The organism is Neorhizobium sp. P1_A6 (assembly GCF_056406795.1).
Genome location: NZ_JBFTZM010000003.1, coordinates 59575 through 71932 on the forward strand (window position 1 = coordinate 59575; position 12358 = coordinate 71932).

Annotated in this window: 10 protein-coding genes; 1 reads left to right on the forward strand and 9 read right to left on the reverse strand. The window is 56.5% G+C overall.

Translation table 11 applies throughout. The annotated features are described in order from the left end of the window. Positions 1-5: 5 nt before the first annotated feature. Genes AC1D3C_RS07195 through AC1D3C_RS07210 form a run of 4 tightly spaced genes read right to left on the reverse strand, consistent with a single transcriptional unit; the run spans position 6 to position 3524 of the window. On the reverse strand, positions 6-1538 hold the full coding sequence (locus tag AC1D3C_RS07195) for an FAD-binding oxidoreductase (protein WP_477482418.1): 1533 nt from the start codon (positions 1536-1538) through the stop codon (positions 6-8). A 24-nt stretch (positions 1539-1562) separates the two neighbouring features. Further along, positions 1563-2936, reverse strand: coding sequence for a glycolate oxidase subunit GlcF (gene glcF / locus AC1D3C_RS07200; protein ID WP_477482419.1), 1374 nt, complete (start codon positions 2934-2936; stop codon positions 1563-1565). Next, positions 2933-3229: a GYD domain-containing protein gene (locus AC1D3C_RS07205; RefSeq protein ID WP_477482420.1), complete on the reverse strand. Its 297-nt coding sequence runs from the start codon at positions 3227-3229 to the stop codon at positions 2933-2935. Before AC1D3C_RS07205 ends, glcF begins: the two co-directional genes overlap by 4 nt. Before the next feature lie 10 nt (positions 3230-3239). Then, entirely contained in the window at positions 3240-3524 is a 285-nt protein-coding gene (locus AC1D3C_RS07210; RefSeq protein WP_477482421.1) for a hypothetical protein, read from the reverse strand. Positions 3525-4910: 1386 nt separating this feature from the next. Here AC1D3C_RS07210 and AC1D3C_RS07215 point away from each other — a divergent pair. Then, positions 4911-5507 (forward strand): hypothetical protein, encoded by a 597-nt coding sequence (locus AC1D3C_RS07215; protein ID WP_477482422.1) that lies wholly within the window; start codon positions 4911-4913, stop codon positions 5505-5507. A gap of 186 nt (positions 5508-5693) precedes the next feature. On the opposite strand, the gene AC1D3C_RS07220 is transcribed toward AC1D3C_RS07215, so the two are convergent. Genes AC1D3C_RS07220 through AC1D3C_RS07240 form a run of 5 tightly spaced genes read right to left on the reverse strand, consistent with a single transcriptional unit; the run spans position 5694 to position 11854 of the window. Continuing rightward, complete coding sequence (locus AC1D3C_RS07220; RefSeq protein ID WP_477482423.1) at positions 5694-7622, reverse strand: GAP1-N1 domain-containing protein; 1929 nt, start codon at positions 7620-7622, stop codon at positions 5694-5696. Then, complete coding sequence (locus AC1D3C_RS07225) at positions 7619-8515, reverse strand: TRAFAC clade GTPase domain-containing protein (protein WP_477482424.1); 897 nt, start codon at positions 8513-8515, stop codon at positions 7619-7621. Before AC1D3C_RS07225 ends, AC1D3C_RS07220 begins: the two co-directional genes overlap by 4 nt. 2 nt (positions 8516-8517) lie before the next feature. Next, a complete protein-coding gene (locus AC1D3C_RS07230; RefSeq protein WP_477482425.1) occupies positions 8518-9480 on the reverse strand; it encodes a TRAFAC clade GTPase domain-containing protein in 963 nt (320 codons plus the stop codon). Continuing rightward, positions 9480-10553, reverse strand: coding sequence for a GTPase-associated system all-helical protein GASH (locus tag AC1D3C_RS07235; protein ID WP_477482426.1), 1074 nt, complete (start codon positions 10551-10553; stop codon positions 9480-9482). Before AC1D3C_RS07235 ends, AC1D3C_RS07230 begins: the two co-directional genes overlap by 1 nt. Then, positions 10553-11854 (reverse strand): metallophosphoesterase, encoded by a 1302-nt coding sequence (locus AC1D3C_RS07240; protein WP_477482427.1) that lies wholly within the window; start codon positions 11852-11854, stop codon positions 10553-10555. Before AC1D3C_RS07240 ends, AC1D3C_RS07235 begins: the two co-directional genes overlap by 1 nt. Between the last annotated feature and the right edge of the window lie 504 nt (positions 11855-12358).

Here is a 12358-nt window from a genome sequence, read left to right on the forward strand (position 1 = left end):
CGTTCTTACTCGCCGATGCCGTAGCGACCGGGGGCTATGATGCCCTTGGGATCGAATACGTTCTTGATCCCGGAGCATGCGTCCCGGAAGCTGTCGGTGGTTTGGTCCATGTGGAACTTCTGGTAGTCGATCGGCGCGCGACCGACGAAGACGCCACGCCGCACCAACTCTTCCGACAATTCGCGGTAGCACGCGTCGGCGCGTCGGCACTCGTCCTCGTCTTCGCGGTTGAAGGTGATCACGTGCAGGCCGCGCATGAAGCGGGCCGCACAAACATTCATCACCATGTAGTCCATGCCGTGCTTCTCGTAGATTGCGCGACCGACCTTTTGGAATTCGTTGGCAACTTGACCGTCGGTCGGAGTGCCTGGAAGGAACCAGGTATTGCCGCCGCCCGGGCGCCACCGGAGCAGACCCAATTCGCTGGCGCTCGGGACGCCCGAGAACGCGTTGATCGCCACCTTGAGTGGATTGATGTACTCGGCATCTTCGTGGGAGATGTACCCTGCCTTCCCCGACCTGCCGAACAGGTCGCGCACACGCTGGATCTGTGGTTCCATCGCCTCCATGCTGGGGCCGTAGAATGCTCCAGACACGGTCCATGAGCCGAGACCAAACTTCTGCCGCAACCTCCGGCGGGCCGCATCGGAAATCGACTTCTGACCGCCGCTTTGGGTGAACTCCTCGCTGACCACTTCGGCACCGCAGGTATAGAGATCATTGGCCACACGGAAAAGCGTCGGGACGTAATTAGACATCTTCAGCATGCGGCAGACGTCGGTGATTTCCTCGAGCGCGTCGTCATCCTCATAGGTAAAATGAAACGACCGGATAGCGGGCGGGCGCGGCATCAGCCACATTCCCATGCGGGTGACGATGCCGTAATTCGACTGTGCAAAAAGACCGTCGATGATCGGGCCGTAGGAATACTTGGACGTGTGCCAATTCAGCAGGTTACCCGTCGCGAGTGCCCCGTCGCCGGTGCGAAGGATCTCGCCGTTGCCGAGCACCACCTCCATGCCGCACGACATGCCGAAATGGTCGAAATAGGGAGCGTAGCCTGCCCCCTTGTCCAAGGCGTTGCCCATGACGCCGCCTTGGGGCGGGCCGGAGGTCACGTCGATCATGTACTTGTTGCCCTGGCGAACTAACTCGTCGTACATTGACTGGTAGCTCACGCCTGGCTCGACGACCGCATAGCCCAGCTTGTCGTTGACCTCGATGATCCGGTTCATATGCCGGCCGAGATCGACGACTACCTGACCCGCATGGACAGGGGATCGGCTGCCCAAGCCGATATTGTTACCCGTCGAGACGGGATAGAGCGCTACGTCGAATTTGTTGGCGGCGCGGACGATGATCTGAACTTCATCGGTCGACCGCGGGTAGACGACGCCAAGTGGCGAGCGGGAGCCGCTCGGCATGGTGTTCTCGCCGTAACGGCTGATGGTCTCCTCGGTACGGTTTACCGCGTCCCCTCCGAGCTTCGCTGCGATATTGGCGAAGAATTCCTCGATCTTCCTCATGTCTCCTGCCATCTTTTTTCCTTGCAACATTGTTGATCACCAGAATCCGTCTGAGATGGGCGCGGGGGTTGCCGCTTGCTGCGGAACATCCTTGGGGATTTCGACAAGCGATGCCGGATCGGGCAGATCGACGCCGACCACAGCGGGCGGCATGGGACCGCCGGTCGCCCAGTCCACCAATTCCACAGAGTGAACCACCGGCTTGCCCAGGTACTTCTGGATTTGCGTCATGCACCCGATGTTTCCGGTGGCGACCAAGTGGTGCGTGGTACTCGCGATGTGGTCGGCTTTGCGCTGGCCTAATTTGGCCGCCATCTCGGGCTGCAGCATGTTGTATGTGCCGGCGGAACCGCAGCAGAAGTGGCCCTCAGGCACGTCCTGAACCGTGAAGCCGGCCTTCCGCAAAATTTGACGAGGCTGCGACTTCACCTTTTGCCCATGCTGCATGGAACAAGGGTCGTGGTAGGCCACGACATAGGGCAACGGACTTTCGGTTACGTTGAGGCCGATCTTGCAAAGGAATTCAGTGATGTCGCACGTCTTGGCTGCGACCTCCTTCGCCTCGGCGGCATTGCTGTCGCGCTGGAACAGGTGCCCGTAATCCTTGATCGTGGTGCCGCAGCCGGAACTGTTCACGATGATGGCATCGAGACCGCCCACTGCCAATTCCTGCTGCCATGCCGTGACGTTGCGCGTGGCGCTTGCCTTGGCCTGTTCGTCCCGGCCCATATGGAGTGCGAGCGAACCGCAGCAACCCGCGCCTTTGGCGACGACCACGTCGCAACCGTGACGCTGCAGGATGCGGATTGTCGCAGCATTGATGTTTCCGTTGAGGACCTGCTGAGCGCACCCGGCAAGAATTGCCACCCGGTAGCGCCGTTCGCCTTCCGCCTTGAACAGTTGGGGCGCGAGTATGTCTTCGGCTGCTGCGTCGGGAACGAGGTCCAGCAATGGCCTGAGCTGCTTGGGCGCCAGTCTCCCGAACCGGCGACCGATCCTGCCCAGCTTCAAGGCGGCCGAGAAGCGCTTCGGGTACGGGATCGTCGCGGCCAGGGCGGAACGCAGTAGGCGATCGATGATCGGACGGTCGTAGTGTTCCTCAACGTGAACGCGTGCCTTGTCGATGAGGTGCACATAGTCGACCTCTGCCGCGCAGGTGGTCATGCAGGACAGGCATGAGAGGCAGCTGTCGATGTGCTGGACGGTGCTGGGTTTGGGGACGCCGCCGTCCTCCAGCATTTCGCGGATGAGGTCGATGCGGCCGCGCGGCGACTCGTTCTCATCGCGGGTGACCACGTATGTCGGACAAGTGTTGGTGCAAAAGCCGTAATGCACGCAGGTCTTGAGGATTTCGTTGGCCTCGGCGAGCTCCGGATCCTTGAGCTGCTCGGCAGTGAAGTTCGTTTTCATGCTGCGGGTCCGCCAGCGCGGGCCAGTACGGTCTTGAATTCCTCGGCATCGAACGCGCGCATGGTCTGGATGCGGCCAAAACCTTTCTCATTGAACCATAGAGAAAAGGCGCTGATGGTTTCCGGATCGAGAGCGTCGATCACCGTGACGAAGTCGTATTGCCCCTGCGTAAAAGCGTTGAACTCTACCTTCAGGCCAAGCTCGCTGCACTTTTCCATGGAGCTCAGACGCCGCTCTTCCGCCTTGGAAAGCACCCACTCGGAGCCGTGGTTCCCGATAAGCACGAAACGCATTTCTTCCTCCTTAGGACAGTCCCATGTGATTGCGGACCATCCTGCTGAATGGGTGCTCGGGATTGACCGCCCCGCGCTTGACGAACGGAAGGACGATGAAGCGGAACCAGGCCTTGTCGGCGGAGCACCAGTAACCACCGTGATAGAAAACCAGCACTGGTGCCGGCGTTCGGTGGGCGGCATGGAAGATATGCAACGTTTCGTCTTTCCCTTCGCCGGACGGCACGTCCAGCGCACAGGAACAGGCGTCGACCAAAGCAGCGCTGTCGCTTTGCCGTCGCTTTACGAATTTCATGAAAGCCGGAACCCCGAACCGGGCTAGATACTGTCCGTCCAATTGAGCCGCATCGTAGACCCTATGCGCATCACGGCCAAATGCTGCACCACGAGGCGCAGATTTTGACGAGGGCGTCGGCGTGTCTGGAGAAAGGCTCATTTCAGGCAACTTCTGTCGTAAACAACTCTATGTTTGAAATATCCTAGCAGTGAGCTGAACCTTGGGGTTAGGCTGAGGCCGCACGTTCTCTTTGTCGCCAGCGCAAATCAGCGCGGTTCAAACGGAGCGTTCCGTCGAACGCTTGCTGAATAAGTTACCGGCCCCTGATCGTAGCTTGGTCGGAGGGGTCGGATGCTCAGAAAACGCACGAACAGCCCGCGATCAAATTCGCGCATTCTTCACATCGTCCGGGCCGGTTCCCGGTAGATCGTGGAAACCACGCAGTTTCGCCGACGACACGTCCCCTTCGAGGACGATGTTTGCCCTAAGCGGCGTGAAGCCCCTTGTTGCCCAACAGGTGGGCTGTTCTCACCCATTCACTGGCAGTTCGAGGGACCCTGATCGTCGACTCAACTCGCGAATAGAAGACTTTGTTCGGAAGACAAGGCGTCACCAGGTCAATGATGCAGGCCTGGGTAGTCAGCTGGATTGTTGTGAGGCTTGTGTCTGACGGCGCGCCAGAGTTGCCTCCCCTCTTCACAGCTTTTCACGTCCACTTCGTTCACAATTCCAGATTCCAGCAGCCCTCCCCGCCACCTTAGTGAACCCACCGGCTCTAAAGTTCACATCAGGGAGATAGCCATCAAATACTCTGAGTTCCGATAACATTCATTATCGGAACCTAAAAAAGTCAGCGATCGAGGACTTTGAAATCCAGTTAGTTCATGTGCCGCCTCGATAAAAACCGCCTTCCCGTCGTCAGCCTTATCGTCCTCGTTCCCGCGCAAGGCAATACAGCCTCGCAGACCACGAGCACGGTATTGATCTCAATCCCGAATGTAGCTCGGCCGCCAGCAGCGAACGAAGCCCCTGCTCATGGCGGTCTCGGTGATCTGCAGCTGCTGTCGCAAGTGGCTGCAATCGTTCAGCAGGGTTTGACGGCCGCGCGTGCATCGCCTTGGTGCCAAGTCAGCACCGTTTCCACGTCCTCATCAAGGTCGGGCTCGACAGGTGCAGGTGCTGATTTCATTTCGAGCCTGGGCAGTCAAAGTTTCACCGTCCACGCCAAGCGCGCATACGGCGGATTGTGCGGAATGTAGATTGCCGCCTCTCACGGCGGTTGTCGCGTTCCTATTATGTTCTCATCGCGGTTAGGGTCAACCGTCAAACTTCATTCGTATCTTGTCCTCTCCTCAAGGATCGTATTTCCTGCGACCCTTCGGCGACTGAAAAAAGAGCGGTGCCATGATGATGATGTGGGGTTTGTTCGTGATCGGTGTTTTCGCTGCTGCAATTTCCGGCCAGGTGATCGATCTTACTGCAGTCAACTGGCGGGTTCTGGAAATCGTCACGATAATGACCGGAGCTACGGCCTTGGTGTCGGCCATTGGGGACGTCCGCCGCGCCGTTGCCAGTAACGAGCTTGCCAGCCGCAGGCCACGCGTGTGGTCACAAGTCCTCGTCTTGCAATCTATCGCGCCACGGTATTTGGATATCATTGACCTCCGGATCAGGTCAGAGGTAAGCAACCTTCCCCAATACGTTGCAGTGAGACCGTGGTTTCAGCACGCCAGCGACAGCTCTTTGAGACAGGGTGACGAACCAACCCTGCTGCGACGGGCTCAACCCGCATTTCCTGCTGGCATCGACGATCTGGAAATAGTGGCGCTGCAGCGAGAAGTTCAGAACGTTCTCGATGGGCATGATAAAGCGGTGGCCGACTTCGAACAGAAGAAGCAACGAACTGCGAAAGGTGGGTTGGAGGAGGCTCTTATGTGGGCGTCCCCGCTTCTGCTGACTGTCGCGATTTCACTTTCGCTGTTCAAGGCACTGTATCAGTAGTGACCAATCGGAGAGCGAGTATCGACTGTGGACGGCCGATGGAAAACTCCGCCACGCTGCCTACAAGGGGTTGCGCCCAGCACAGGATAATGTCCGACTTGATGGAGGAACATGACCGTCGCGAAAACGGTCAACGCGACCGCTACAACGATCTGAACTCACCTTTACTTTCACAACCTTCTAATTTCAGTCCCAGTATGACCAAGGATTAAACGCTCTCCAAAATCGCCTGACCATGTTATCGGGGTCCTGATCGGTGGCATAGGCATATTCATCGTCGGTTAGGTTCAAGGTGTCCAACACCTCATCGAACGCTCGGCCTCTCTTGTAAGCCTTACGAAACATCTTCAATAGCCGCCTGTTCAGGTCCCACCGAGCCTCGTCATATGGAAGGCACTGTGACAGACGGTTTTCTGCATCTGAGGGAAGTTCTGCTCGCAATATTCGGTGTCGAAGTCGATCAGAAATAGCGAGCAAAACGTCTTGGTAATTTTCGATTCCATACTTGATAGACAAAGCAAGTAAGTAGGCCAGCAACCGGCTTTCGTTGTCATTCGACATACTCGATCGCTTAGCTTTAAATGCCTCAAACCAGGCGCGCACGACCCTTTCTGGTTCGGTCGGAAACCCAAAGAGGCTCGTAGCCGCTGCAAGATCATCACCTGTTGAAACAGTCGCTATCTCGTCAACGAAGGCCGAAATGTGTTTCGGGAAGAATGAACTCCAGCTGCCGTGCAGTCCTGACCGGTTGCTTAGGTGCACGGCATCTTGCAGCGCCTGCGCCAACTGAGACAAAGCGACGTCACCAGCCGCATCGACATATGGGCGCTGCATGATCGCGAGCATGATTTCTGAACGCTGATCAGGCGTGAGCTCCAGTGCCCACAGGTCCAAGAGATCGTCGGACGCAAAACGCTCAATAAGAGCGGGCGTCAGTAGATCAGCCCTCCTCGTCGCCGCCATTAGCGCAAAATCAAGCGGAGTTTTGGGGTCTTCTACCGCTTCGCCATCCACGATTGGCAGGATGGCATCGAACACAAGGTCGAACATGTCGCCGAGCTGCTCGCGCGAGGTCATCAAAACGACCATAAGCTCGATGAGGTGTTGCTGATCAACCCGAGAAAAGACGGATGACAGTTCGCCCGGTTCGTTGCCGACTCCAAAATCCTGATGCTTTGACAGGAGACGCATCAGGTCAACGGCATTTACGCTGGGAACCTGAGAGAGCTTGTCTGACGACAGGCCAAGGACATCTCTCTTCAGCGTCTCTGCCTGACCTGGAGGAAAGCGGGTCAGCACGCGATCTGCCACGCTGTAAAGACCCTTCTTAGATCGAGTGGCAATGTGCAGTTGGACAAGCTCAGGCAGGGTTTCTTTTTCGGACTGAACGTCCTTTCCGTATCTCCACAGAAACCTTCTTAAAGGCGTTACACTTTCCGATGTCGCGTCCTCTACGGCTTCGTTCAGCCATGCGGCTGGGCCGCCACCGCGCGCCGGCGATGATCCCCGTTTGAACTGAATGAATTGCCCTTTCAATTCGGAAGTCGTTGCGATCGATCTGAAAACAAACTGTCGCCGCAAGCGGGGCCATTGCTGGGACCAGGCAGCGAAGATCGCCTGTTCGATCGAGCCGCGCTCTTCCTGGTCTGCGTCAAGTTGCGCATCGCCGTAACACGCTGACAGGACCATCTCGGTTTCCTGGCGACCCGCCCTGCGCCCGCGCAAACGCCGATTGATCGTTACCGGTTTCGAAAAAGTGCTGTCGGACGCGTAGCCGTCAGGCCGTCGATGGAGGTCAGATAACACGGTCAGGTCGATCTGTGTCGCCATCAGGGTTTGATCCAATAATAGCACGTGGCTCCACACGCAGCCTGGCCGAGGCATTTCGGGGGCGAGCCAAGTGCGGATCAGGGCATAGAGTTTGCTGTCCGGTAAGGAAAAGCCAGTTAGATAGCTGGAAGTGCCTGAAATTTGCGCTCCGGGAGCAAGGTCAGAGGCAGCCGCAAGCTCGTAAATATCGACGGACGACAACGAAACCGTGGATGTCAGAAGACGATGGCCGTTGGAATAACCAAAGACCCCCTGACCCACTTCATTTGTTTCGTTGCTGCTCATTCACCATCCAGGCTACTTAACCATCTGATCGGGTGCGTTAGGTCGTGCTTTCCCGCACCATAACCGACGACTTCGACCCTTTCGCTAGCTTTTGCAAGCTGCAAGAGACGCTTTTGCTCTTTCAAACCATTGGGGTCGTCCAGAGCGGGCGGATTGTCCTTGTCAGGCAGGTCGCCTCCTTGAGCTGAGACGCCGTAAATTCTGAACTCGATGCCGCTATTACGAAGGTATTGGTCGAGCAATCCCATCCGTTCTTTGATCCACCGAGGTGGATCATTGTGATCGGGCCCTTTATCCCAGGCGGAAATAACGACAGCGATCCGTTCGATCCTTACGGAGAGCGGCGGCTGCTGGATACTATCGAGGAAATCAACAATTTGGACCTGCCGAGGTGTTCTGGCCGGGTCGAACGGAACGTCGTCACCGCCGTCGTCTGCGATCTCGTCCTCATTGACATCTTCCCCTAGCTGCATCGCCAGATCGATCAACGTAAGATCGTCCAACGGGTCATTCGCACTGACGAACAGCATCAGGTTCGTCACCCCGTCAAAAGCCGACGCAGCCGTTGTGCTGAGGCTTCTTGTTGCGAAAGCTCGCTCGAACGTTTCCCCCGACAGATCGGCAAAACGCAACGCGATGCCCCAACCAGTGCCTGGGTCCTTGAGGTTCATCGTTACGTTTTCGTGCTGGAGCGTCTTCGTCCGAGGAACCTGCCAGCCGTCTTCCCATCGTTTGGCCAAGGTCTCCAAGTAGCGATGATCACCGATGTGCTTACCTTTCGAAAGCACCGTGGGGAATTCACCGGCATCTACGACATACCAGAGTGCCGCCGCGTAGGTCGTCTTGCCAGAAGACTGCAACCCGACAGCCATGTGTCGCAATTCATCAGCCATTCTTAGCTCCAAATTTTTGACAGACGGTCAATGTGCCTCAGTGCATCATCAACAGGCCTGGGCGTGACATCTGCGTCCGGAGGGTCGGACGCCCAACGCGCCACAAGTTCATCCATTCCAACAAACCCGATCTTCACCGCTGCACGCGGTAGAGCGCAAATCCGGTGAATATTGAATTTGAAGCCGACGTTACCGAAGTCGTTGACCAGCCCCTCCTCATATTCCGTCAACTCCGCTAGCAGATCGCGGTCATCTAACACGCGGGTCACACGATCGATCTTGGTAACGATTACCTCGATACTCGCCATCTTCGGAATGACATTGTTGTCGATGAGCGCACGGATCGTCTGTTTGAAAATCCGCCGGTAACCGTGCCGCGTGTCGATGTTCGTTAAGCGTGCGGCATCCAGCAGAAAGCAGACCCTATCCGCGAGCGCCAGTTCAGTCAGGCGGTTCGTAAGGGATGTGTCAGTCCTTGCGGTCTCAAAGGTCTCGCCGGATCGGTCCGAGATGATTATTTCGGCGACGCTATCGCCCCGGCGAACCTTCAAGTGAAAGTAGCCAACGGAATCACCAATGCTCGTTCGGGGTGTTACTGGAACGGCGCGATCTGGGTGGATCAATGCGAGGTGATTGCGTTCGGCAAAAGAATACAAGGTCTGACTGCTGACGAACTCGTATTCGCCAACAGGTCCTTTGCAGAAAAGTCCGTACAACGCGGCAAGGAGCGTTGTCTTGCCGGTTCTCTGCTCGCCGATCAGGACGACCGTCTGAGCCCTGCTTCTGTTTCTATACCCAGTGATGCCGCGTTCAGGGATTAGGGTGTTGGGTCGGAGTATCAGACCGTCGTCGTCGGGCGATACTTGCTTAGAAACCTCTTCGAGTTCGCCGGGGTCGAGATCGTCAGTCTCTGCTGCCCCGTAAAGTTGGCCGCCACCGGCCGGTCCATTGCCATTTTCAGCCATCAAACCCAACCAAGCTTGCTGAGCATGCGCTCGTGATAGGCCTGTATCGCAAGATCGTAACCGGAAAGCTTGACGTCCAGCGGAAGCCCAGTACGGCGTTTGAATTGGGCTGCAACCACCGTCGGGCCGCTGAGCAGAACTTCCCCCGCCGCTCCGTGTATCGGCGCGACAGCGTAGCGGGATACTGGTTTCGATATCAGCCCGTGGAATTCGTCGGACAGTTCCTTGATGGCGTCGCTGAGTTTGAATTTCTCCTCGGAAAGCTCGCCCAAAGCTTTGCGAATGATACCATAGGTGCCATACGGTCCCGGCGCAGCGCTGACCATTTCACCGATATCCATCCCGATCACTATAGGCCGGAGGGCTGAAGGCACATCGGCGATGGGACGATCAAGCGTGAAGCTTTGGCCGCCCAGGTGCCACCACAGCAGGTCTATCTCCTCAGCAAGGCGGCGATTTTCGCTCCAAGTGGCTTCAATGGAGGTATTGACTGTAGTAACCACCTGCTTGATCTGATTTCGATAATCGACGACGGTGGCTTCAAAGACTTGAACATCTTCAGTTGCGTCATTTTCGTCGACGAGTTTCTTAATCAGATCGGCCATGTTCGAGGCTTTGCCGGAAGAGACTTCCGGTCGGTTCAAAGATGAACCGCGACGTCGGACCAAATTGGCTAATGTCTGCCGAGAAGCATAAGAAAGGCCATGATTGTCAACGGTCTGTCGCTTTCCGGCGAACGCTGCAGCGTGGACTAGTACTGGCGTTCCGTTAAAGTTGGCATATAGCCTTTGCTTCAGGAGGAGCGTCGCCATGCGTGCGGCTTCTTCCACGTCGATCTCGATCCTGAATGCCGGATCATCTGCGCTGAGGATTCCACCGAACCAGGAGGCTGCGTCACTTTCCGAAGGCAGCGGAAGCCGATATGCGAAATAGGCTAGATCAACGACGCGGCTTATCGAATTTTGAACATCCCCTTTCGCCTTTTCAAACGAAGCCGTTCTGGTGGCGATCAGCTCACGGTCGTCCGTCGGCTGCAGATTGCGGTATTCAGCGACGAAGTCGAACGCTGCCATTAATTTTTCACTCCCGTATATTTTTCGATCTCTGCGTTGAGTTTAGATAGTTCGCCGCGCTCGTCTGCTCGGCGGACGGCTGCGATGGCGAACGCGTAATCTGCCAGGCGTTGATCTCCATCCTGGTGCAAATTGAGTTCGGTGATGATCTTTCGCTGATCGAATTCGCGCAATGACAGGATTTTGATCGCTACCGAGCGAACGGTTGGAGCTGGCTCTACCATGACGCCTTTCCCATCATTTCCAGGCGCGGCAACGCCCTCGTTGACGAAAGGAGCAACCGGCGGCTCTGGTGGGGGCGACCATGGGCGAAGATCGTGCTGGAGTATCCATGGATCATTTCCTTCTTCATCAGGAGCTGCAATATAGCGTGCTCCCAACAACTGTCGTACCCATAGTTTTATCTGAAGCACACGTGTGTCCGACGGTCCCGAAACCGAAAGATCAATGAAGTTATATCCCGGCTGCCACCCCTTCTCATCTCGATCAGGATGAAGAGCTCCAGCCTTGAGGCGCGTAAACTTCCTATACTCGTCGACACGCAACGAATGCTCGTGTCCGAAGAGATGCAGCTTCGCGACCGCGTCGATCCGGTTCTGAAATTCCGCCTTGTTTCGCAACCAGTTAAAGGGATGGTGGCACATTACGAGATGCGTGACGCCATCCTCGCGCTTTATGATTTCAGCGGCTGAAGGATCAACGAACATCTTGTTGACGTCATCGTCGGCGTCGCAAACGAGGACCGAATTGAAGCCCCACACCCGCAATGTCGATTTATCGTTGAGGAAGAAATCTCGACGCGCGTAAGGATTTTGCTCGGTTGCCTTTTGATAGAAGCCGATCTCGCATAAAAATTTCGCGGCGAACCGGTTGTAGTTCTCGATCGGCTTGAACAGCATCTCGGAAGACGCTTCGCTATCGACATACCGCTTTATCGCGGCATTGGACGCGCCGACATCCGTGCCCCGAAGCGCTTTCCGGGCGTCCTCGTGGATTGGCTCGGCCGCAGCCTTGCGATCGACATCGTGGTTGCCGGGGATGACAAAGATGTTCTCGAATTTGCAACCGGCGGCAGGGCAGAGTTCTTCCTCTAGCCACTTCGAGGCAAATTCATATTCGAGTTGCTGACCGTGGTAAGCTATGTCGCCAGATATCAGGATGGCGTCGACCTTCTGGCCGATTTTCGCACGCATCGTCTTGACGTCATCAATCGTGTCGTCCCGCAGGCCAAGATTTTGATCATAAGGCTTCTCGATATCTCGATTACTAAAGTGAATGTCAGACAGATGCAGGATTAGCATGGGACGACTCTGATTTCGACAAGCAGAAGATGCAATCTCTGGGCGACTTTCGCAAGCCACCTAAACCTTCTGAAACAAGCGAAAGTGCCGCGCCTGATTTGCTGCGTCACCCGCTGTGACGGGTAACGGACCAGATGGTTTCGCCTCAGGTCACCGCCGTGTGGATAGTCATCGTGACGTGTGAAGCCATGCGGGCGACCGCAACTCCGCCGGAGGCATCGGTCCGCGCACTCCGAAGGCATATTGGCCTCTACAAGGATATGGCTGAAGCCGCCCTGGCAAGAGGTGACGGCAAGGACGGCAAGATCTGTATTTTCGAGCGGGACATCCTAAAGCGCGCGCCTTCGGCAAGTACGTCAAAAGGACGTCGGGCGGCGGCGAGCCCGCTATGATTTTACCTGTTCGCAACTCCGCAAGGTTTACCTATCGATGAACACATCAGTCGCGCCCACTTCATGAGCGGGATGAGAGTCGACTAGGTCGAGCTCGTCCGGGAGGGAGAGA